This is a genomic window from Spirillospora sp. CA-142024, from assembly GCF_050942325.1.
Classification (GTDB): Bacteria; Actinomycetota; Actinomycetes; order Streptosporangiales; family Streptosporangiaceae; genus Spirillospora.
The window spans coordinates 6,570,680-6,593,548 of sequence record NZ_CP192077.1; the positions used below are offsets into that span (position 1 = coordinate 6,570,680).

Sequence of the window (22,869 nt, forward strand, 5' to 3'; positions counted from 1 at the left end):
GAGGTGTCCAACGTTGGCCAGAAAGCCTCAGATCGTCAGGTAGCGGGGTGGCCGGGGCAGGACGGGCGCAAGGCGTGACGTGACCCGTCTCCGGACGTCGAGGACGGTCTCCAGCGGCGTCAGCGCCACCACGCAGGCTCCGATCGTCCGGCCGCCGAGCGCACCGGCGTCCAGCGCGGCCTCCAGGGCGTCGTCGTGGACCGGGTCGCCGGGGCCGTGGGCGTCGGTCAGCAGCGGGCCGAGGGCGGACGGGCGGCCCGCCCGCAGTGCGGCGGCGGCTCGTCCGGCCGCGCCCGGGTCCGCGGGCGGGACGGCGGCGGGGTGCCGGGCGCCGACGTCGATCACCAGGAGACGCAGACCCGACCCGGCCAGGTCGCAGCGCGGGTTCGGCGGCGCGTCGGCGGCGGGCCCGCCGTGCAGGTCGCGCAGTGCCAAGGCGGTGGCGTGCCTGGTCTCGGCGCCGGTGAGCAGGCCCGTCACCGCCGGCAGCTCACGGTTCACCACGAGACGGGTTCCCGGGGCGGCCCGGGCACGCAGGATCTCGTCGCACTCGCGGGCCCAGGCGCCCGCCCGGGAAGGTGCGACGGCGCCCTCCGTGTGGTGGTTCATCGAGTAGAGCGATGTCGCTCCGCCGGCGGAGCGGCTCGCGGCCACGACCACGCCCCATGGCAGCGGGACGTCCAGGCCGTCCAGCAGCGGCAGGGCCCCGCGGACGTGGCGGATCGTCTCCGGCGGCGCGCCGTGGACCTGCTCGAAGATGTAGGCCGTCAGCCGGACCTCCGGCGCCGCGGCCAGGCCGGTCACGCCAGCTTCTCCAGGCGGTCGGCGGCCTCGGCGGCGCCGCCCGCCGCGGCGAAGGAGTCCCGGATGCGCCCGGCGGCGCGGCGGTGCGGCCCGTCCGCGAGGACGGTCGTGAGCGCGTTCCGGAGCTCGCCCGGCCGCACGCGGGTGAACCGGACGGCGACACCGGCCCCGGCGGCCTCCACCTGGCGGGCGATGACCGGCTGGTCGTTCCGGATCGGGGCGACCACCAGCGGCAGGCCGTGCGAGAGCGTCTCGCAGACCGTGTTGTGGCCGCCGTGGCAGACCACCGCCGACAGCCGTTCGAGGAGCTTGAGCTGCGGGACGTGCTCGCGGACGAGGACGTTCGGCGGCGAGTCCTCCAGCAGGCCGGGCGGCGCCACGAAGATCGCCTGGATGTCCAGGCCGCGAACGGCCTCGGCGGCGACCCGGAAGAACCGCTCGCCGGACGGGCCGTTGATCGTGCCGAGCGAGACCAGGACGGCGGGACGCCCGTCCAGCCGCTCCCACGGGAACGCCCTCGGCGTGGGACGGCCCAGCGCTGGTCCGACGAAGGCGAAGTGGTCGGGGAAGAACGAGATGTCGCCGATCAGCGCGCCGGTGGAGAAGATCAGCACGAGGTGGTCGGAGAAGCGCAGGTCGAGCAGGTCGTCGATGCCGTGGTCGAGCTGGAAGCCGCCGATCCGCTCGCGCACCCACTCCTCGACCTTCGGCATGCCGGCGAGCGGCCGGGTGAACTCGGCGGACGTCGTCGCGGACGTCGCCCAGGGGATCTCCCGGCGCCGGGCCGCGACCGGGGCGGCGAGGACGAGCTGGTCGGAGACCACCACGTCCGGGCGGAACCGGTCGATCGCGGTCTCGACACCGGGCATCATCGCGTGGCCCAGCGGGACGATGAACTCCTCCCACAGGAAGCGGAGCGCGGCGCCGCCGCGCAGCCGCAGGTGCTCGTCGCGGACGGTGAGCAGGTGCGTGCCGAAGGCGTCGCCGCCGGCGCTGAAGACGCGTGAGCCGGGGCGCAGCAGCGGCTGGAGGAAGGCGGGATGCCCCGTCCAGGCGATCTTGTGGCCGCGGCGGGCGAGTTCGGCGGCGACCGCGGCGGCCGGGTTGACGTGCCCGGTGAGCGGCGGGACGGCGAACAGGAAGCGGCGTTCCGGCGTGCCCGCCCGCCGGATCCCGGCGTCGCCGAGCAGGGACGGGACCTGGACGCGGCGGCTCATCGGGCGGCCTTCTGCGCGCCGGCGTGGTGGGCGAGCCAGGGCAACAGGACCTCCAGGATATCGGCCGTCCCCTCCCGCAGCACCGTGTGGGCGTGGCCGGTCATCGTGTGCAGCGTGCAGTCCGGGACGTGGTGGAGCAGCAGCCGGCCCGCGTCCGCCACGTCCGAATGCTGCCCGTAGATCGCGAGGACGGGGCAGGTCAGCGCGGCCAGGCCGGCGGGACGGACGGGTTCGGCCGCGGCGAGGTCGTCCACGAGCGTCGTGCCGTTGAGGAGGGCGCCCGCGGTCGCGGTGAGACGCCCGAGACGGCGCCGGCCGGAGGCCAGGAGCCGGTCGGCGGTCCGCTCGTACTCCAGCGAGAGCGCCGACTTCGCCAGCGTGTTCAGAAGGTCTTCGTGCCAGAGCGGCCCCTCCCCCGGGCCGTGCGCCTCGATGAGGACGAGCCCGGCGACACGGTCCGGACGCAGGAGGGCGGCGTTCAGCGCGATGACCCCGCCGAAGCTGTTCGCGACCAGATGGACGCGGTGGTGGCCCAGGGCGTCGAGGACGGCGAAGAGGTCCGCCACCGAGTCCTGGACTGTGTATCCGGCCGGCGGGCGCTCGGTCAGGCCGTGCCCGCGCTGGTCGTACAGGACGCAGTGGGCCCCGGCCTCGGCGACCGGGGACGCGAGCGTGTAGTAGAAGCTCGACAGGTTGTCGATCGCGAGGCCGTGGACGAACGCCACGACGGGGCCGTCCCCTTCGCATTCCTGGACGTGGAAGCGGAGGCCGCGCGCGGTCACCTCAGGCATGCGCCCGCTCCGCCGCCGTGATGTGGTCCACCACGTCGCCGACGGTCAGGTTGATGAGCTGGTCGAGGTCCAGACCGGCGATGAACGCGGGGAAGTCGACGCGGTCGCCGTAGTGGGCACGGAGCCGGTCGACCAGGGCGACGAATTCGATGCTCTCCAGGGCGAGGTCGTCGCCGAAGCTGGTGTCGGGGCCGACCTCCACGTCGAGGAGGAAGTCCTCCCCCACGACATCGGTCAGCATCCGGACGACCTCGGACAGGACGTCGGTCATACTCGGCTCTCCTCCAGGTCCGTTCCACCGGACGCGGCCGTCCAGGCGACGACGTGTCCTTCGAGTTCGCGTGTCTCCACGGTGGTGACCGTCCCGTCGGCCGCGATGAGGAGCCGTTCGGCGTCGGCGACGGTCACGACCAGTTCGGGACGTTCCGATCCCGCGTCCATCGACTGCAGCACCGCCTGTTCGGCCGCGCGGACCCTTGCGTCCTTCTCGTCCAGGGCGAGCCCTATGCCGGCCGGTTCGTGACCGGCCCGCACCAGGGCCACGCCCAGTTCGGTGTTGGAGGCGATGGAGACGGTGAGGGGCTCGTCGAACGGTCCCGTCACGACCGGACCGTCCCGGACGGTCAGTTCGGCGGGGAACAGGGGGCCGTGTCCGTTGCGCCAGAGGTGGTTCCGGACGGCGTCCTTGGCCGCGATCCGCCCGAGCAGCCACGGACCTTGATCGAGCGGCGGAAGCGCCTCGTACTCGGCGCGTTCGCTTGCGCAGAGGTACTGGCGCATCAGGAGGTCGCGGGAGGCGGTGCCGTCCCACCGTTTGCGCGCCAGGCACCATCCGCCGGGTTGCGGCTCCCCCGTTCCCGACACCTCCGGGGTGAACTTCATCCGCCAGAGGGCTTCGTCGGTGTAGAAGCGGTGCGTGGTCCATCCGTCGATGCGCGCCCACACCGTCCCGTTCTCCAGAAGCATCTCCGCCGAGCAACGCATGGTGGTGTCGGTCAGCGACTGGTTCCAGATGGTCGTCACCAGTTGCTCCCCAGCGGGCGGCAACGGTCCGTAGAGGGCGACCCGTTCGATCCCCACGGGGAACACCGTCTGGTTGGTGTCTCCGTACACCTGGATCCAGTGGCCGCAGAGCTGACCTGCGGCGTCTATGAGTGCGCCCGGCGTGGGCAACGAGGTCAGGACGGCGCGTACACCGTCCTCGGCGAGCGCCGTGATTTCGGTGATGCCACGGAAGAGCGGGCCGTGGAACATCCAGCGTTCCTCGTAGAGCCGTTCGGCGGTGACGATCGGCGGACCCTCGATGGTCAGCGGCGTCCGGTCCGGTACGGGCGGCACCGGGTGACGCTCGGCGAGCAGGACGGTCCCGTCGGCGTGCCCGTGGACGACGACCTTCACCTTGCGAGGCCGGTCGCCTTCCTCGATGAGGGAGGCGTGGATGTCGGCGGTGGTCGCCGGGTCCACGACGATCCACCGGACCGCGCGGACGTTCTCGAACCCGACCACCACCATGTCGGGCAGCAGCTCGCGTGCGGTGTCGGCCATGACCTCCAGCAGCGTGGCCAGCGGGACGATCGGAAATCTGTCCGACGTGTCCGGCCAGTCGGGGGCCTGCGGGACCACGCAGTGATCCCGCAGGCTGGGCATCGCTTCGATCGAGAAGGAACGGGAGACGCTCAGCTCGGCGGCCACGGGCGACGCGTCCGCCTGCGGCGCGTGCGCGGGCGCGGCCCCGCCGCCGAGCGCCTCCAGGACGGACTGTGCCCCGCTCGACGCGTCGTTGAGCAGCGCCTCCAGCTCGGCCACGACGGGATCGTCGTCCGGCAGCGCCGGCACCCCGGGGGTCAGCCGGATGGGCGGCACCGCGCCGTCCAGCCTGACCAGCGGCGTCCCCAGGTCCAGCCGCATCCCCGCCGCCGGCGGCGGGGCCGGCGGCGACGCGCCGTAGCCCTCGGCCCACAGCGCCGCGACGACGCGGCGGAGCTGGGCCATCCCGTCCCGCTTCGGCAGGTTCACGGCCATGGCGAGATGCTCGCGGTCGCCGAGGCGGTCGGCGACGAAGCCGGTGAGGCTGCCCGGCCCCACCTGCACGAAGGCCCGGACGTGCGCCGTGCCGTACAGCTCCTCGATCAGCTCGCTGAACCGGACGGGTTCGAGCAGGTGGCGGACGACGAGCTCGCGCACCTCGGACGCGGAGCGCGGGAACGGGGCGACCGTCGCCGCCGACCACAGCGGGACCCGGGGCTCGCGGATCGCCAGCGCCTCGAACGAGTGCTGCACCTGCTTCTCGTAGGCTTCGGCGAGCGGCGTGTGGAAGCCCGTCCGGAACGGAAGCTCCTGCCCGAGGATCCCCTCGGACGCCAGCCGTCCGAGGACCTCGCGGACCTCCCCGGCCGGACCGCAGATCACCGACTGGTGCGGGCAGTTGTCGTGGCTGACGAAGACCCCGGGACGTCCGCCGATGGCCTCCCGCGCCTGCTCCGCGCCGCAGCCGAGCGCCCCGTACACGACGTCGGGAACGTCCAGCGCCTCGCCGTCGAGTGCGTCGAGGAACGCCTCTGCCGCGTCCGCCTCGTACATCCCGGCGACGATCATCGCCGTCCACTCGCCGAGGCTGTGGCCCGCGGCGACATCGGGCTCGACGCCGAGCTCGGCGAGCGCCGCCGCCAGCAGGCGCCCGACGCGCAGGACGTCGGCGGCGTGGCCGATCATGTCCGTCCGTCCGGTCAGCTCGGGTCTCGGCATCCCGAAGTGCTCGGCGACGTCGTCCACGCGCGGATCGAAGGCGGGCTCGAACCCGGGGAACAGGAACGCGAGCCGGCCGCCCTCCGCGAGCAGCGGCCGGGGCGAGAACCACACGTCGCTCCGGCCCCGCCAGGCGGTCCCGCGCTGGACGACGGCGCGCGCCAAATCGAGCCTGCGCGGCGTGGGGCCGACGATGGCGAGACGGCACGGCAGGTCGGGGGCGTCGTCGCGGACCCGGGCGAGAAGCTCCTCGTCCGGGAGGGCCAGCGCGTCGGCGAGTTCCCCGGCCGTCCGCGCGGCCAGCCTCAGGACGCCCTCGTCCGACGGCGGCGTGTCGAGCCTGCGCCGCCGCGCCCTCCGGGCGGCGGGCGGCTCCTCCAGGATCACGTGGGCGTTGGCGCCGCCGAAGCCGAACGCGTTGACCGCGGCCCGGCGCGGTCCGTCGCCGCGCACCCACTCGGCCGCCTCCCGGACGAGCCGCAGCCGGCCGTCCTCCAACGCCGGATGCGGGTCGTCCGCGTGCAGCGTCGGCGGCAGCACGCCGTCGCGCAGCGCGAACGCGGCCTTGATCAGGCCGGCGATCCCGGCGGCGGGCATCGCGTGCCCGATCATCGACTTGACCGTGCCCAGGCCGATCGGCGCGCCGCCGGTCCCGAACACGCGGCGGAGCGTCGCGAGCTCCGCCTCGTCGCCCGCCGGGGTCGCGGTGCCGTGCGCCTCGACCAGCCCGACCGCGCCGGGCGCCGCCGGGTCGAGTCCCGCATCGCGCCAGGCCCGCTCGACCGCGAGCACCTGGCCGTCCACCAGCGGGCTCATGATGCTCGCCGCGCGGCCGTCGCTCGACGACCCGGCGCCCAGGATCACCGCGTGGATCCGGTCGCCCGCCCGCCGCGCGTCCGACAGCCGCTTGAGCAGGACGACGCCGGTGCCCTCCGCGAGGAGCGTCCCGTCCGCGGCCCGGTCGAACGGCCGGATCGTCTCGCTCGGGCTGAGCGCGCGCAGCTGGCTGAAGACACTCCAGACGGTGACGTGGTGGGTGTGGTGGACGGCCCCGGCCAGCATCGCGTCGGCCTGACCGCCGCGCAGCGCCCGCACGGCGTGCTCGACCGCGAGCAGCGACGACGCGCACGCCGCGTCCAGCGTGTAGGCGGGGCCGCGCAGATCGAACCGGTTGGCGACGCGGGCCGCGGCGAAGCTCGGCACGAGCCCGATCGAGGCGTCCGGGCCGTCCGGGCCCAGCCGCTCGCAGAACGCCCGGCGGATCTCCTCCAGCCGCCGCGTCCCGAGTTCCGGCACCAGCTCGGCGAGGACCCCGGCGACCTGGTGGGACGTCCGCACCCGCTGGTCGAACCGCGCCACGCCCGGGGTGATGTAGCCGCCGCGGCCGATGACCACGCCGATCCTGGACCGGTCGGGCAGCCGCTCCTCGCCGCCCGCGTCCGCGATCGCGTCCGCGGCGACCCGCAGCGCGATGAGCTGGTCGGGTTCCATCCCCCGCACCGCCGCGGGCATGATCCCGAACCGGGCCGGGTCGACGGTGGCCTGCTCGTCGACGAACCCGCCGCGCCGGCAGTAGAACCGGTCGCTCTCCGGCTCCCGCCCGTACGCTCCGGGGTCGTAGTAGAGCGCCGGGTCCCACCGGCCGGCCGGCACGTCGGTGATCGCGTCGAATCCGTCGAGGACGTTGCGCCACAGTTCGGCCGCCGACCCCGCACCCGGGAACACGGCTCCGGCGCCGACGATCGCGATCGGCTCGCGCGCGTCGCTCACCGGACGGTCCCGGTGAGCACGACCTGCGTCTCGTCCCCGTGCGCGAGCTCCCTGAGCAGGGCCGCCGCCCCCGCGTCCGGGTCGATCAGGCCGACGCCGCGCTCCTCGTAGGCGCGGGCCAGTTCCGGCGAAACCATCCCGCCGCCCGCCCACGGGCCCCAGTCGGCGACGAGCACGCGCCCGCGCAGCCGGGTCCGCCACACGTGCGCGAGCGTGTCGCAGGCGTCGTTGGCGGCCGCGTACCCGGCCTGCCCGCGGTTGCCGTGCACACCGGCGACGCTGCCGAAGACCACGAAGAACCCGAGGCCCGGCCGGACCGCCTGGACGAGCGCGGCGGCGCCGTCCGCCTTCGTCCGGTACACCCGCGCGAACGACTCGGGCGTCGTGTCCCGGATGAGCCGGTCCTCGACGAGCCCGGCGCCGTGGATCACCCCGTCCAGCCGCCGGTGACGGAGATGGATCCCGTCGACGACGTCCCGGACCACGTGCGGTTCCCGGACGTCTCCCGCGTGGTACCGGACGGACGCCGCGTGCTCTTCCAGCGCCGCCAGGTTCCGGCGTATCTCCCGCTCGGTCAGGATCCTCCGGACCGTCGCCTCGATCTCGGCGGGCCGGCTTTCGCCGCTCGCCACGAGCGTCCTGCGCAGCCCGGCCTCGTCGGGGACGTCCGGGAACTCGGGCTCGCCGGCCGGTTCCGGGGTGCGTCCCATGACCTCGATGTGGCAGCCGCTCGTCCGGGCCAGCTCCAGGGCGACCCGCGCGGTGATCCCACGCGCGCCCCCGGTCAGCAGGACGACGCCGTCCGGCCCGAGGTCCAGCGCCCTCTCCGGCGGCGGCTCGGCCGGCACCACGTCGAGCCCGTGCCGCAGGCCCCCCTCGTGCCCCACCACGACCGGCGCGTCCGCGGTCAGCAGCTCGGCCATGATCCGGTGGGCGATCGCACGCGGGGTGTCCTTGGTGTCCACGTCCAGCGCCCGGACGAGCACCTCGGGATACTCCAGCGCGACGGTCCGGGCCAGTCCGCGCAGGCCCGCCCCCGGCCCGGGGTCCCCGATGCCGCCGCCGTCGAACCGCCGCCCGAACGTCCCGCCGGCCCCGCTCGCGAGGACGAGCCACCGGAGCCCCCCGGCCAGCGCGTCGCGGATGCCCTCGAACGCCTGCGGCAGCACGTTCGCCGCACCCGGCCGCAGCGCCCCCAGATGGACGAGCCCGTCGCAGGGACCGTCGACGTCCAGCGGCGTCCGCACCTGCGCGCCGTGCCGCTCCAGCAGGTCGGCCAGCTCCAGCGCGACACCGCAGCCGTCGTCCACGACGAGGAATCGCCGCCCGGCGAACGCCGTTCCCGACTCCGGCGGCACCGGTAGCGCCTCCAGATCCACGACCCGCACGACCTGCCGCACCACCCCACCCCCGCGAGGCGAGTGCTCCTCGACAGGCGCAGGGTCCACCTCGACGGACACCCCGACCAGCCCAACGGGCACCGCGTGCTTCTCGACCGGCACCACGTCCGGCTCAACGGACAAAGCGTGCTCCTCGGCAGACACCCCGCCCCGCTCAACGAACGCCGCCTGCTCCACGACCGGCACCGGGCGCTCGACCGGCATCGCCTGCCGCTCAACAGGCACCACATCCGGCTCAACGGACAAAGCGTGCTCCTCGGCAGACGCCCCGCCCCGCTCAACGAACGCCGCCTGCTCCACGACCGGCACCGGGTGTTCCTCGACAGGCGCCGTCTGCTTTTCAACGGGCACAGCGTGTTCCTCGGCGGGCACCGGCTGCTGCTCGGCGGGTTCGGCGTCGCGCGCTGATGTCTCCGCTCGTGATGGGCCTCCGGAGAGGGCCGCGGTCGTCACGTGGGCCGCGGCGGGGTGCGCGGGGCGCGGGACGGCGGGTGATTCGGCCGGGGTGTCCAGACTGCCGCTGAGCCAGTCGGCGATCTCGCCGATGGTCGTGACTCCGGTGAGGTGGTCGGGCGCGGCCACGCCGGCGCGGTCGGCCAGCTCGCCGACGATGACCGCGCGCTTGATGGAGTCGATGGAGAGGTCCGCCTCCAGGTTCAGGCCGTCCTCCAGCATGTCCTCCGGGTAGCCGGTGCGCGCGCTGATCACGGCGCGGACGGTGGCGCGGGCGTCGCGCGGAGCCTCGGCGTCCGGTGACCCCTTGGCGGACGGCTCGTCGTCCGGCAGCGTCTCGCCCGGAAGGACCGGACGGGGCGCCGGGACCGGACGAGGACCCGCCGTGTGCGCGGCCAGATGCCGGAGGACCACCTCGCGCTGCGCCGCGATCATCTCCCGGCCCGTGCGCAGGTACTCCAGGACGGCGGCCGCGGAGCCCGGGCGACCGGGGCTCTCGATGCGTTCGGCGGGGCGGAGCGCGCCCGCCGGGTAGCCGCCGTCGGCGGTCCGGACGAGGTGACCGTTGACGAGCCATCCGGGCGCGGGCGCGGGCTCCGCCGCGAGCGGGCGGGCGCCGCGGCCGGAGAACAGCGGCAGCGGGTCGACCGGGACACCGGCGGCGGCCAGCTCGGCGAGCGCGTGCAGGAGTCCCGTGACGCCGTTCTCCCCGGGGGCGTCGCAGCTCACGGCGGTGTGCGGACGATCGCCGAGGATCCTGCCGACGAGGCCGGTGAGGACGCGTCCGGGACCGGCCTCGACGAAGGTGCGGGCGCCCGCGCCGTACATCGCCTCGATCTGCTCGACGAAGCGGACGGGCGCGGCGAGCTGCCCGGCGAGCGTGGCGGCGAGCTCGGCCGGGTCGCTCTCGTACGGGGCGGCGGTCGTGTTCGACCAGACCGGGAAGGCCGGTGAGCGCAGGTCGCGGCCGAGGAGATCGGCGCGCAGGTCGGCGGACGCGGCGGCGACGAGCGGGCTGTGGAACGCGCACGCGACCGGGATCCGCTCGGCGGGGAGCCCCGCGGCGGACAGGACGGCCAGCGCGCGCTCCAGTCCCGCGGACGATCCGGAGATCACGACCTGGCGTGGCGCGTTGTGGTTGGCGACGACGATCTCGGAGACCCCGGCCAGCGCCTCGCGGACCTCCCGCGGCGTCGCGCCGACCGCGGCCATCGCGCCCGGGTCCTCCCCGGCGGCGGACAGGATCGCGGCGGCGCGGACGGCGCTCAGCTCGACCATGCCCGCGTCGTCGAAGACGCCGGCGGCGCACAGCGCGACGAGCTCGCCGTAGCTGTGCCCCGCGGCGAGGTCCGGGTGGACGCCGACAGCGGTGAGCAGGCGGTGGACGGCGAGTCCGGCGATGCCGAGTGCGGGCTGGGCGATCCGCGTGTCGGTGAGATCGGCCCGGTGCCGGCGGGACTCCGACCGGGTGAACGCCGCGGGCGGGAACATCGCGGGCGCGTACCGCCCGCCGGCCAGCCGCAGCAGGCGCTGGAGGCGGGGGAACGCGACGAAGAGGTCGGCGAGCATGCCGGGCCGCTGGCTGCCCTGCCCCGGGAAGAGGAACGCGACCTGCCCCGGCTCGCCGGACGCGACGAAGACGCCCGGCGCCGGGCGGAACTCGGCCGCGAGCGCGAGCTTCTCCCGGAGGTCGTCCAGGCCCGAGGCGACCAGCGCCACCTGCACCGGTCCTTCGACCGCGGCGGCGGCGCGGGCCAGGTCGCGCAACCGGGGTCCGCGCGAGAGCAGGCCGGTCAGCCGGTCGATCCGGGCGCGTGCGGTGTCCCGGTCGGCTCCCCTGATCAGGAACAGCTCGGCGGGCCATTCGGCGAGCCCGGACACCGGCTCGGGCGCGCCGTCGTATCCGGACAGGACGGCGTGGAAGTTCGCGCCCCCGAATCCGAAGCCGCTCAGCCCCGCGTACCGTTCGCCCGGCGGGACGGCCCAGGGCCGGGCGCCGTCGCCGAACGCGAACGGGCCGTCGGGCGTCCACTCCGAGTTGGGACGGACGAGGTGCAGCGTCCCCGGCAGCACGCCGGTGTGCAGCGCGTACGCGGTCTTGATGAGCCCGGCGAGCCCGGCCGCGCATTTGGTGTGGCCGATCTGCGACTTCACGGACCCGAGCGTGACGCCGCCCGGCGCGGCCGAAGAGAACACCGAGGACAGCGTCGCCAGTTCCGTCCTGTCGCCGACCTCGGTACCGGTTCCGTGCGCCTCGACCAGTCCGACGGCCGCGGGGGCGATGCCCGCGCGCTCGTAGGCGCGTTCCAGGGCGCGGCGCTGGCCTTCGGGGCGGGGGGCGGTGAGGCCGAGGGAGCGGCCGTCGCTGGCCCCCGCGACGGACTTGACGACGGCGTAGATGCGGTCGCCGTCGCGTTCGGCGTCCGCGAGGCGCTTGAGGACGACGCATGCGACGCCTTCGCCGAGCGCGATGCCGTCGGCCGACGCGTCGAACGCGGCGCAGCGGCCGGACGGCGACAGCGCGCCCACCGACGAGAACAGCAGGTAGTCCTGGATGCCGTTGTGGAGGTCGGCGCCGCCGCACAGCACCATGTCGCTGGTGCCGGCGGCGAGGTCCTTGCAGGCGGCGTCGAGCGCGGCCAGCGACGCCGCGCAGGCGGCGTCCACCGTGTGGTTCGCGCCGCCGAGGTCGAGCCGGTTGGCGATCCGCCCGGCGATCACGTTGGTGAGGACGCCGGGGAAGGAGTCCTCGGTCGGGCGCGGCAGCTGCTCGTCCAGCCCCGGCGGCACCTCACCGAAGTAGGACGGGAGCGTCGCCCGCATCCCGTAGGCGGTGCCGAGGTCGTTGCCGCCCTCCGCGCCGAAGACCACCGATGTCCGGGACCGGTCGAACGGCCGGTCGGCGTAACCCGCGTCCGCCAGCGCGCGGGACGCGACCTCCAGCGAGAGGAGCTGGATCGGGTCGACGCTCCCGAGCGCGTTGGGCGGAATGCCGTAGGCGAGCGCGTCGAACGGGACGTCCGGGAGGAAGCCGCCCCACTTCGAGGACGTCTTCCCCGCCGCGGACGGGGAGTAGTAGATCTCCGGGTCCCAGCGGGTGACCTCGGTGACCGAGTCCACGCCGCCGACGATGTTCGCCCAGTACCGGTCGGTGTCGCCGGCGCCGGGGAAGACGCAGCTCATGCCGATGATCGCGATGTCGGCCGGGCGGGGCGCGCGCGGTGCCGGCGCTGGCCCGGCGACGCCCAGTTCGGCGGCGCGGCCGGCCAGGAACGCGGTCGCGCCGGAGGTGACCTGCTCGTGCAGTGCGGCGACGGTGGTGGTGGCCGAGCGCAGCGCGGCGACCTGCCCGATCATGTACAGGCCCTCGGCGCGCTGGCCGGCGGCGTCCACCGGCGAGCTGCGGCGCAGGCCCTTGCTGGCGACGCGCAGGCGGCCGAGGTTCAGCTTCTCCAGCCGGCGCCACACCTCCTGCCGCTGTGTCCCGACCTGTTCCAGCTCGCGGCGGGTCTCCTCGAACGTCCGGACGTACGGGGTCCGGGCGCAGCGCGTGGCGTGGCCGGGGGACGTCTCCAGCAGCGCGGTCCCGGCACAACCGAGGGCGACGTCCTGGAAGCCCGGCAGGATCGCCCCCGTCGCGACCGCCTCGGAGGTGAACAGGTACGCGGTGCCCATCAGCACGCGGACGTCGGCGCCGCGCTCGGCGAGCGGCCCCGCGAGCGCGGCCACCATCGCGGCGGACCGCTCGTCGTGGACGCCGCCCGCGAACATCACCGACAGCTCGCTCGCGTCGCCGTCGAACGCCGTCAGCCGCTCTACCTGCGCGTCCCAGAGCGGGAAGCTCGCGTGCGGCCCGACGTGGCCGCCGCATTCGCCGCCCTCGAAGACGAACTTGCGGGCGCCCTCGTCCAGGAACCGGTCGAGCAGCTCCGGGGACGGGACGTGCAGGTACGTGCTGATCCCGGCGTCCTCCAGCGGTGCCGCCTGCGCCGGACGGCCCCCGGCGATGATCGCGTACGGCGGGCCGGCCTCGAGGACGGCGGCGAGCTGGGCCTCGCGGAGCTCCGCCGGCGCGAACCCGAGGACGCCGACGCCCCAGGGCCGCCCGCCGAGCCGGTCCGCGGTCTCGCGCAGCAGCGTCCGCACCCGGCCGGCGTCCATCAGGGCGAGCGCGAGGAACGGCAGCCCGCCGTCCTGCGCGACCGCGCCGGCGAACGCGGAGCCGTCGCTGACCTGGGTCATCGGCCCCTGCACGGCGGCGGGTTCCGGGCGCGGCGCGAGCGGCTCGGCCCGGACGGCGGCGCGCAGGTGCAGATCGATCTGCTCCCGGACGGCCTGCACGACACCCCCGGCGGTCTTGTGACGTCCGGCGAGCGCGGCGGCGAGCGGCCCGTCCTGGCCCACCGGGAGCAGCCGCGACCGCAGCCCGGTGGCGCCGAGCCGCGCGGTGATCCGCACCGGGTCGAGCCCGGCGAGGTCGATCTCCGGCAGACCGGGGCGCGTGTAGACGCGGTGGCCGTGGACGATCGTGGTCTCGGTTCCGTCCATCGCCGCCAGCGCGGCGGCGACGTCGTCCGGGAGGTCCATCTCGCGGACGAGCGCGAGCTGCACGTCGAGGACGACCCCGGCCGCGCCCCCGGCGACCGCCGCCGCGGCCGTGTGCGGCCCGATCCCGCCCGCCGCGTACACCGGGACGTCCACGTCGGCCAGGAGCCGCTGCAGCAGGACGAACGCGGTCAGGTCGCCTACCCGCCCGCCGGCCTCGGCACCGCGCGCGACGAGGCCCACCTCGCCGGCGAGGCCCCGCGCCACCGGGATCACGGCGGCGGCCTCGTCCGGGCCGACGACCTCGATCAGGAGCCGGCGCCCGCGGGCGAACCCGGCGACGTCCAGCGTGCCGTCGGAGCACAGCGCCGGCGCGTCGACCAGGACGGTGCGGACGGCGGCGGGGATCTCGGCGGGCCGCACCCGGCAGCCGGCCGGGATGCGGACGCCGAACGGGCCCGTCCACCAGCGGCCGGCGTCGGCGAGGGCGGCGAGCCCGGTCTCCCGGTCCGTGCCGAGGTCGAGGACGCCGGTGCCGCCCGCGCGCGCGACGGCGACGGCGAGATGAGGTGCGGGGCGGCCGAACGGGGTGACCCCGATGATCTCGGTCCGGGGCCGGTCCCCCGGCCCCCCGCCGTACTCGCCCCTGTCCGCCGTCATGCACTGCCCCCCGACGTCCCGCGGCCCGGCCCCGCGGCCGGTGCGGCTCGTAACAACGGTGCGTCACACTACGGTCGGCGACGCGCCGATCACGGCGGCGACACACCCGGGGACGCGTTGATGGCGGCACGGCAAAGGAGATTGGAACGTCCCTTGACGTGCGGGAGGACTCGCTCCCGGTCAGACGGTGGCGGCGCCGCGCTGGGCGCGGATGCCGTGCCTGACGGTGCCCTCGTCGAGCCACCGGTCCAGGTGCCGCCACGTGGTCGTCCTGGCCGAGCGTCCGGTCAGCACGCCGAGGTGGCCGCCGGACACGATCTCGAAGCGCACCTGCGGCGCGCCGCCGAGCAGCCCGACGAGCGGCCGGACCGCCCGGACCGGGGCGAGCGCGTCGCCGCGTCCCGCGATGGCCAGAACCGGCACGCCCACCGCGCCGAGATCGACCCGGCGGCCGCCGATCTCGATGCCGCCGCGCATCAGGGCGTCGTCCCGCAAAAGGGCCCGGTAAATCTGCCGAGCGGTCTGTCCGGGATAGGCCGCCATCGTGTGCATGAAATGATCGACTGCCTCGATCTGCTGCAGAAAATCGGCATTGTCGAGGTTGGTCAGCATTCGGTAGGAACGCAGCACGGCGCCGGCCACGCCGGCGACCCGCCGGGCCGGGTTCGGCACCGCAGCCGGCGGCACCGCGAGGCGCACCGCGCGGGCGTCCACCGGGACGGCGATCGCGGCGACGGACGCGATCGGCAGCCCCGGATCGGCGGCGGCGGCGAGCAGCGCGAAGATCCCGCCGAGGCACCAGCCCACGAGCTGGACCGGCTGCCCGCCCGCGTCCCGGCTGACCGCCCGGATCGCGCCCGGCAGCACGTCCCGGACCTGCTCACGGACGCCGAGGTCGCGGTCGGCGGACCGGATCGGCCCATGATCGAGGAGGTAGCTGAGCCGCCCGGCCCGGACGACGTGCTCAGCCAGGCTGCATCCGCGGCGCAGGTCGTAGCAGCGCGCCGGGGCGGCCGGCGGCGGGACGAACAGCACCGGCGGCCCGGCCGGCACCACCCCCTCCGGGGGCCGGTAGCGGTACACCGGCCGCCCGCGGCCCTCCCCGATCGTCTCCGCCGGCATCGGGCGCAGGTCGGCGACATGACCGTGCAGCGCGAGCTGGAGGACATTCGACGTGGCGGCTCGCAGGCCCCGCGGGGAGAGGATCATTTCGCCATTATCCATCCGCATGAGAAGAACACCCTGGAGGCGCCATGGCCTAACACGGCCCGCATCCACTCAACGCATTAATACACTGGTCAAGGCTCGGCAGAAATCATCCGCCTGTGAAGCCTTCGTTAAATCGCATTGACATGCGAGGGGTCGCCCCCTGGGCGGACGGCGCGCATAATGGCGGTCACAGTCCGTGGCGGCGGTGCCGCGGGCAGGCGGCCAGGCGGGTGCGTGATGGCGACGCTCAATCCGGCGACGGGACGGTTCCGCCTCCCGGCGCGACGCCGGGAGGCGGCCGGCGGCGGCCCGGACCCCGTGCGGGCCGCCCTCGCGCCCCTGCTGGCCGCGCACCGCGCCGCCCACCCGGACGCCGCCCGCCCCGGGTCCGCCGAGGCCGAGCTGCTGCGCGGGTACGCGGTCGCCGAACGGCTGCACCGCGGGCAGCTCCGCAAGTCCGGCGCCCCGTACATCACCCACCCGCTGGCCGTGGCGCTGATCCTCGCCGGGATGGGGCTGGACACGACGACGCTCGTCGCCGCGCTCCTGCACGACACGGTCGAGGACACCCCGTACACGCTCGGGGAGGTCCGCGCCGACTTCGGGGACGAGATCGCGGTGCTGGTGGACGGCGTGACCAAGCTGGACGGCAGGCGCTGGGGCGACCGCGCCGAGGCCGAGACGCTCCGCAAGATCGTGCTGTCCGCGGCCGCCGACCTGCGGGTACTGGTGATCAAACTGGCGGACCGGCTGCACAACCTGCGGACGCTGCGCTACCAGCCGGAGCACAAGCGGGCCCGCTACGCCGAGGCGTCGCACGAGCTGCTGGTCCCGTTCGCGGACCGGCTCGGCATCCACGTCCTCAAGCGGGAGATGGACGACCTCGCCTTCGCCGCGCGCCACCCGGAGGCGCACGAGGCGACCCGGTCCGCCGTCCGCGCGGCGCTCGCCGGGGCCGGACGGACGTTCGGGCCCGCCACCGAACTGCTCCGCGCGTCGCTGGCCGAGCACGGCGTGCGGGCCCGCACGCAGGTCAGGCCGTCCCACCTGTACGCGGTGCACCAGTCGTCCGGCGGCGACCTCGCCGGGCTGCGGCCCTGCGAGACGGCGCGGCTCCTGCTCCTCGTGGACGGCGCCGAAAGCGACTGCTACATCGCGCTCGGCGCCGTCCACGCCGCGCTGCATCCGGTCGCCGGGCAGGTCCGCGACTTCATCGCGACGCCGAAGGACAACATGTACCGGTCGCTGCACACCCGGGTGATCAGCCCGGACGGCGACCCGTTCGAGGTGATCATCCGCTCCGAGGCGATGCATCCGGTCGCCGAGTACGGGATCGTCGCGCACATCCGGGACGCGGGCGGCGACACCGCCACCGCGGTCGCGGGCCGCCGCGACCTGGTGTGGCTGAGCCGGCTGCTGGCCTGGCAGTCCGACGCGCCGTCCGCCGAGTTCCTGGACCGGCTGCGCGCCGACCTCGCCGCCGGCAACGTCGCCGCGTTCACCACGCGCGGCGACATCGTGCCGCTGCCCGCGGGCGCGACCGCGCTCGACTTCGCCTACGCGCTCGGCCCCGGCACCGGCGACCGCTGCATCGGGGCCGTCGTCAACGGGCGGCTCGCGCCGATGTCGGTGCAGATCCGCAGCGGCAACGTCGTCGAGATCCTCACCGATCCGGCGGGCGCGCCGTCCGAGGACTGGCTCGGCATCGCGGTGTCGGTGCCGGCCCGCGTCCGCATCCAGCAGAGCCTCGCGCTGCGGCGCGCCGAGGAGGCCGCCGATGCCGGGCGGCGCCGCCTCGTCCGGGCCCTGGCGGGACGGGACGTCGACCTGCTCGCGGCGGAGGCGCACGGCGACTCCCTCGCCGTCGCCCGCGACCTCGGCTACACCGAGATCGACGAGATGTACGCGGCGCTGAGCACCGGCGCACTCGGCCTCGACGAGTTGCTGGCCCGGTTCGTCCGCCCCTGAACCGGTGATTACAGTGATCGCGAGGTGATCACATGGGACCTTTCGAGTACGGCATGGACGGGCCGAAGGTGATCGTGGTGGGCGTGGACGGCTCCGAGACGGCGCTGCGCGCCGGCGCGTACGCGTGGGGCCTCGCCCGCCGCGGCGGCGCCCGGCTCGTCGTGGTGCACGTGGCGCCGGTCGCCTCGCTGACCACCCTCACCCCGGGCGGCGCCGCCGTCATGCGGGAGACCGCCGACGAGATCGCCGCGGAGATCCGCCGGGAGCTCGCGGCCGCCGCCGGACGCGATCGGGTCGCCTACGAGTTCGTCACCGAGCAGGGCGACCCGTACACCGTCCTCGCCCGCGTCGCCGACGAGTCCCGCGCGGACGCCGTGGTCGTCGGCGCGTCGGCGCAGGCCGGGCACCGGCTCATCGGGTCCGTCGCCGTCCGGCTGGTCCGGTCGGGACGGTGGCCGGTGACCGTGGTGCCCTGAGCGCCGCCGCGGCGATCATCACCGGGTGCGTCTGAACGGGCCGTCCCACGGGGGCTGCCCGGACGCCGCCACCACGGCGGACAGCAGCACGACCACACCCGTCCCGCCCGCCAGGTTGATGCCGGCCGTCGCGAGCGCCGCGTCGAACGGGCCGCGCAGGGTCAGCGGCAGGATCGTCAGCAGCGCGACCGCGATCCCGCCGATCCACGCGAACGCCCGCACCGGCCGCGCGGCCGAGGACAGGAGCAGGTGCATCAGCGCGGTCGCCTGGATCGTCCCCGCCGCCACGCACAGGGCGTAGCTGGCCGCGGCGGGCGTCGTGGCGGCATGTCCGCCCGCGAACACCGGCGCCTCGACGCCGAACATCGTCCGCAGCCCGATCACCGCGGCGAACGTCAGGAGGCCGCCGAGCAGCGCCGTGGAGACCCCCGTCCACCACAGCGGGCGCAGCGGCGGGCCGGCGCCCTCCGCGGAGATCTCCTGGTGCAGCGCGACGAAATCCTCGTACCGCCTGGGCGGCGCCTCCATCGGGCGCCGCCGCGCCGTGGAGGGACACCGGAACGAACGTTCCCAAGGCCTTGGCGCAGGGCGGCCGGCGTGCCTGCCGGGCAGGCCGCCGGAGTACCGCCCGAAGGGTGAATCGGGCATGTTCCCTCCCCCGGTGCGAACGTAGGGGTGCTACCCGGCACCGATGGGAGGAACTCGCCCAAGCTCACCATTTTGCAGATGTTTGGCCGCGTTCCCCGCTATGGCAGGGGCGGCCGGAACGCGGAGATCCCCGGGAAGAGCGGCGCTCCCCGGGGATCTTCCGTCGCTCGTCAGACCTGGCCGGCCTTCTCCAGCGCCGCGCAGCAGGTGTCCGTGATCAGGCGGGCCACCACGTACGGGTCGACGTTGGCGTTGGGGCGGCGGTCCTCGATGTAGCCCTTCTTCTCGACCTCGACCTGCCACGGGATGCGCACCGAGGCGCCCCGGTCCGACACGCCGTAGCTGAACTCGCTCCAGGGCGCCGTCTCGTGCATGCCGGTCAGCCGCCGCTCGATGTCGGCGCCGTACCCGGCCACGTGCTCCTGCGCCTTCTCGGCGAGCGCCTCGCAGGCCGTGATGATCGCGTCGTAGCCCTCGCGCATGGCCTTGGTGGAGAAGTTGGTGTGCGCGCCGGCGCCGTTCCAGTCGCCCTCGACCGGCTTCGGGTCGAGGGTCGCGGACACGTCGTGGTCCTCGGCGATGCGGTACAGCAGCCAGCGGGCGACCCACATGTGGTCGCCGACCTCCAGCGGTCCGGCCGGGCCGATCTGGAACTCCCACTGCCCCGGCATGACCTCGGCGTTGATGCCGGAGATCTTCAGGCCGGCCTCCAGGCAGGCGTCCAGGTGGCGCTCGACGATCTCACGGCCGAACACCTCGTCGGCGCCCACGCCGCAGTAGTAGAAGCCCTGCGGGGCCGGGTAGCCGCGCTCGGGGAAGCCGAGCGGCCGGCCGTCCTTGAAGAACGTGTACTCCTGCTCGATCCCGTACCAGGAGTCCTGCGCCTCGTACTTCTCGGCGATCGGACGCAGCGTGGCCCGGGTGTTGGTCTCGTGCGGCGTGCCGTCCACGAGGTACACCTCGCAGAGCACCAGCTTGTTGTCACCGCCGCGGATCGGGTCCGCACAGGAGAAGACCGGCTTCAGCACGCAGTCCGAACGGTCGCCGGGCGCCTGGTTCGTGCTGGACCCGTCGAAGCCCCAGTCCGGCAGGTCGGCGCCGTCGGCGAGGATCCTCGTCTTCGACCGCAGCCGCGCGGTCGGCTCGGTGCCGTCGATCCAGATGTACTCGGCCTTGTAGCTCAACGTCGGTCCCTTCGTGTCCACCGGGCCTTGTGGGTCGGCCCTACAGAACGTGCCAACCGGTCATTTCGCATCTGTTGCCCATATGTGAACGCCATGTAACACGCGCCCTGACCTGCTGAGACCTAGCTCACAGGAGCCCCGGGCGGCCGCCCGGACGGGCGGGCACGACGCGCGAGTCCGTCATTGCGTTGTCACGATCGCGGTAATTGGCACGAATTAGCCGTTCTCTCACCTTTGACCAGCGACAAGCAAAAAGGATCATACGCCTCCCACACCACAGCGTGTACCTCCAAAATGCAGAGGTAAGGCACGAACCCTCCCGAAATGGGACGCAATAGTCGAGAGAAAGGAATGCGTCCATGAAAAGGGTCGTGTTTCCCCTGTCCGCACTCACGATCGCGCCGCTGACCGCGCTCGCGTTCAGCGTCGCACCGGCGCACCCCCGGCCTCATCGCCCAACTGAACGCCCTGCTCGGCCCGGGCCGGGAGCCGCCCCGGCGACCCCGCGGACGGGTCACGGCCTAGCCCACAAAAGCCACTACTCACCATCTTTCACCATCAAAAGGACATCAATTCCCCGGATCCCGGAGAAACTCGACGCCCGCCAAAGTCCGGGCTAAAAGTTTCGGTTGTTCAAAGCCCCCCGAATGTTTACTTCTCTGGCATCGACGGAAGGGGCTTGCCGATCCAAGATGATCGGGGGAATCACGTCACGGCGCGACGGCGCGCCGACCGCGGATTCCCATTCAGCAGACCAGAAACGGGGGAACAGGATGAGGCGGACTTTTGTGGCCTCGCTGAGCACGGTCACCGTGCTGGCAGGGCTGGCATCCTTCGCACCGTCCAGCCAGGCGGCGCCCGCCGGCGGGAAGCACCACCGGGTCCATGTCGTACGGCCGGGTCACTCGATCCAGCGGGCCGTCGACCATGCGAGACCGGGCGACGTCATCAAGCTCAAGGCGGGTCACTACGACGGGGGCGTCCTCGTCCGCAAGCGCCTCACGATCCGTGGCGCGGGCAACCGGACCGTCCTCAGCCCGGGCCGCAAGGACAACTGCAAGAAGGCCGGGGTGCCCGGCATGGGGATCTGCGTGGTCGGGTCGCCCAGGCATTTGGTCCGCGGCGTGACGATCAAGGACCTCACTGTCGAGAGGTTCAAGGAGACCGGGATCTTCGGCATCTACACCGACCGGCTGACGGTCAAGCGCGTCCTCGCGAAGAGGAACGGCGAGTACGGCATCACCGAGTTCCATTCCACCCGCGGCCGGTTCGTGGACAACTGGGCCATCGACAACCGGATCGAGGCCGGCCTGTACGTCGGGGACATCGAGAACGCGCGCGGCACCGTCGTCGCGAACAACCACGCCTCCGGCAACGCCATCGGCCTGCTGGTCCGGCACGCCCGCCACGTCAAGGCCTGGGGCAACGAACTCGTCGGCAACTGCACCGGCGTCATCCTGGTCGACGACGACCAGAAGGGCGGCCAGGGCAACACCACGGTCCGGAAGAACAAGGTCTCGAGGAACAACCGGTCCTGCGCGCAGCACGAGGAGGTCCCGCCGCTCGGCGGCACGGGCATCCTGGTCTTCGGCGGCGACCACAACACCATCGAGAAGAACGCCGTGACCGGCAACCGCGGCAACCTGCCCTACTCCGGCGGCATCGTCCTCTTCCCGAGCCCGAAGGGACACCCCGCCCGGTTCAACCTGATCAAGTTCAACCTCGTCCGCGGCAACGCGCCGTTCGACCTGGTCGACAACAGCGGCAGCAGGACCAACCGCTTCCGCGGCAACAACTGCGCGACCTCCAAGCCCGACGGCCTCTGCCACCACTGACGGCACGTCACGGCACAAGCCCCCTGTTCCCGACCCGGGAACAGGGGGCTTCCCGCAGACGTGCGGCCGACCCTGCCGGGCTACCCTTGGCCTCTCAACCGAGCCTGGCCGCAGATCAGGTCCTTGCTCTGAGACACGCGCCACTGGCCCCACGGTCCGCATGGTTTCAGGTGTAGGCGCCCTGGCCGTACTCCTCCGGGCCTTTGGTGAAGTCGTCCGGCCGCGTCTTGCGCAGCTTCTGGTACCGGGCTTCGAAGAACACGATGGCTTCTTTGATGCCGCAGTCGAACGTCTCTCTGAGCCAGAGGATGGCGCCAAAAACCTGGCCGTCGACGATTAGCTCATCGAGTTGGTCGAACTCCTCGCTCATCGCTCGGTGCCCGTACCGCTACGCCGCCGCGACCTGCTCAAGACCAGCGCCCAACTAGGTGTCGCGAACTATGCCTGGGCCATCGGGCTGCTACTACTGGCGGCGACCCCACTGGCCGTCGCCGCCGTGCTCAGTGTCAACAGCGCCAGCTCCGTATTCGTTGGTTTCATCGCCGGCCACAGGTCCCGGCGCTGGCCACATCGCCGACCGTCGCGCTAGGGGCGCGGCCGGCCATCCACCTGCGGGGGTCTCGGCGACAACGTCGAGGCCCCCGACCTGTGTCTCAGCCGGCCTCTGAGCCGGAGTGCCCCGCCGGAGGCGCTGCCATGATGGGCGGCATGTCGACGGTTGCCTATGGACGATGGGGACGACAGGTAGAAAACCCAGGTCCCGACGAGATCGCTGGTTTGCTCGCCGAGTTGGACGAACCGGACGACGTTGAGCATCCGAACGTGTGGATTGACCACGAAAGCGGGTGGGCTCTCTCCGCTTTCTCCTCTGGCTTGCTGGTCTGGGAAGACGCCGAGGAGGGACCTCGGCACATGCGGCATGTGCCGCGCGAGCTGATGGAGGAGCTCTTCCACGCGGTCGTTACGGGCGACTTGGATGCAGTGCACAAGCAGGCATGGTCGTCCGGTTACGGATGATAGGCAGCAGCGCGCCCCGGCGACCGCCACCCCCTGGCGGACGGAGCGGCACCCTCGCGACGAACGGCCAGGCACAGGTCCGCTTGCAGCCGCTGCGCTCGGCACGCGAAGGTGCGGGCTGAGCTTCCCAGAGTCAGAGGCCCCCGC

14 protein-coding genes are annotated in these 22,869 nt (G+C 73.7%); 4 read left to right on the forward strand and 10 right to left on the reverse strand.

Annotation, left to right across the window (positions count from 1 at the left end):
* Window positions 1–27 precede the first annotated feature (27 nt).
* From ACQPZP_RS31100 to ACQPZP_RS31130, 7 genes are all read right to left on the reverse strand, one after another.
* Window positions 28–804 (reverse strand): hypothetical protein, encoded by a 777-nt coding sequence (locus ACQPZP_RS31100; protein WP_433473267.1) that lies wholly within the window; start codon window positions 802–804, stop codon window positions 28–30.
* Window positions 801–2,021, reverse strand: a complete 1,221-nt coding sequence (locus ACQPZP_RS31105) for a glycosyltransferase (protein WP_433473268.1) — start codon at window positions 2,019–2,021, stop codon at window positions 801–803. The genes ACQPZP_RS31100 and ACQPZP_RS31105 overlap by 4 nt, the downstream gene beginning before the upstream one ends.
* Window positions 2,018–2,812 carry an alpha/beta fold hydrolase gene (locus tag ACQPZP_RS31110; RefSeq protein ID WP_433473269.1) on the reverse strand — a complete coding sequence of 265 codons (795 nt, stop codon included), beginning with the start codon at window positions 2,810–2,812 and terminating at the stop codon, window positions 2,018–2,020. The genes ACQPZP_RS31105 and ACQPZP_RS31110 overlap by 4 nt, the downstream gene beginning before the upstream one ends.
* Window positions 2,805–3,083, reverse strand: coding sequence for an acyl carrier protein (locus tag ACQPZP_RS31115; RefSeq protein ID WP_433473270.1), 279 nt, complete (start codon window positions 3,081–3,083; stop codon window positions 2,805–2,807). The genes ACQPZP_RS31110 and ACQPZP_RS31115 overlap by 8 nt, the downstream gene beginning before the upstream one ends.
* On the reverse strand, window positions 3,080–7,327 hold the full coding sequence (locus ACQPZP_RS31120; RefSeq protein WP_433473271.1) for a beta-ketoacyl synthase N-terminal-like domain-containing protein: 4,248 nt from the start codon (window positions 7,325–7,327) through the stop codon (window positions 3,080–3,082). The genes ACQPZP_RS31115 and ACQPZP_RS31120 overlap by 4 nt, the downstream gene beginning before the upstream one ends.
* Complete coding sequence (locus ACQPZP_RS31125) at window positions 7,324–14,385, reverse strand: SDR family NAD(P)-dependent oxidoreductase (RefSeq protein WP_433473272.1); 7,062 nt, start codon at window positions 14,383–14,385, stop codon at window positions 7,324–7,326. The genes ACQPZP_RS31120 and ACQPZP_RS31125 overlap by 4 nt, the downstream gene beginning before the upstream one ends.
* A gap of 180 nt (window positions 14,386–14,565) precedes the next feature.
* Complete coding sequence (locus ACQPZP_RS31130; RefSeq protein WP_433473273.1) at window positions 14,566–15,594, reverse strand: alpha/beta hydrolase; 1,029 nt, start codon at window positions 15,592–15,594, stop codon at window positions 14,566–14,568.
* Window positions 15,595–15,831: 237 nt separating this feature from the next.
* On the opposite strand from ACQPZP_RS31130, the gene ACQPZP_RS31135 reads away from it, so the two are divergent.
* Both ACQPZP_RS31135 and ACQPZP_RS31140 read left to right on the forward strand, forming a co-directional pair.
* Window positions 15,832–17,562, forward strand: a complete 1,731-nt coding sequence (locus ACQPZP_RS31135; RefSeq protein ID WP_433473274.1) for a RelA/SpoT family protein — start codon at window positions 15,832–15,834, stop codon at window positions 17,560–17,562.
* Window positions 17,563–17,594: 32 nt separating this feature from the next.
* Window positions 17,595–18,038, forward strand: coding sequence for a universal stress protein (locus ACQPZP_RS31140; protein WP_433473275.1), 444 nt, complete (start codon window positions 17,595–17,597; stop codon window positions 18,036–18,038).
* A gap of 18 nt (window positions 18,039–18,056) precedes the next feature.
* On the opposite strand, the gene ACQPZP_RS31145 is transcribed toward ACQPZP_RS31140, so the two are convergent.
* Both ACQPZP_RS31145 and glnII read right to left on the reverse strand, forming a co-directional pair.
* Window positions 18,057–18,686 carry a hypothetical protein gene (locus ACQPZP_RS31145; RefSeq protein WP_433473276.1) on the reverse strand — a complete coding sequence of 210 codons (630 nt, stop codon included), beginning with the start codon at window positions 18,684–18,686 and terminating at the stop codon, window positions 18,057–18,059.
* A gap of 170 nt (window positions 18,687–18,856) precedes the next feature.
* Window positions 18,857–19,870 carry a glutamine synthetase gene (gene glnII / locus ACQPZP_RS31150; protein ID WP_433473277.1) on the reverse strand — a complete coding sequence of 338 codons (1,014 nt, stop codon included), beginning with the start codon at window positions 19,868–19,870 and terminating at the stop codon, window positions 18,857–18,859.
* A gap of 773 nt (window positions 19,871–20,643) precedes the next feature.
* Here glnII and ACQPZP_RS31155 point away from each other — a divergent pair.
* A complete protein-coding gene (locus tag ACQPZP_RS31155) occupies window positions 20,644–21,705 on the forward strand; it encodes a right-handed parallel beta-helix repeat-containing protein (protein WP_433473278.1) in 1,062 nt (353 codons plus the stop codon).
* A gap of 166 nt (window positions 21,706–21,871) precedes the next feature.
* Here ACQPZP_RS31155 and ACQPZP_RS31160 read toward each other — a convergent pair whose 3' ends face one another.
* Window positions 21,872–22,075 carry a hypothetical protein gene (locus ACQPZP_RS31160; RefSeq protein ID WP_433473279.1) on the reverse strand — a complete coding sequence of 68 codons (204 nt, stop codon included), beginning with the start codon at window positions 22,073–22,075 and terminating at the stop codon, window positions 21,872–21,874.
* 338 nt (window positions 22,076–22,413) lie between these two features.
* Here ACQPZP_RS31160 and ACQPZP_RS31165 point away from each other — a divergent pair, with 338 nt between their 5' ends.
* Window positions 22,414–22,722 (forward strand): hypothetical protein, encoded by a 309-nt coding sequence (locus tag ACQPZP_RS31165; protein ID WP_433473280.1) that lies wholly within the window; start codon window positions 22,414–22,416, stop codon window positions 22,720–22,722.
* Window positions 22,723–22,869 lie beyond the last annotated feature (147 nt).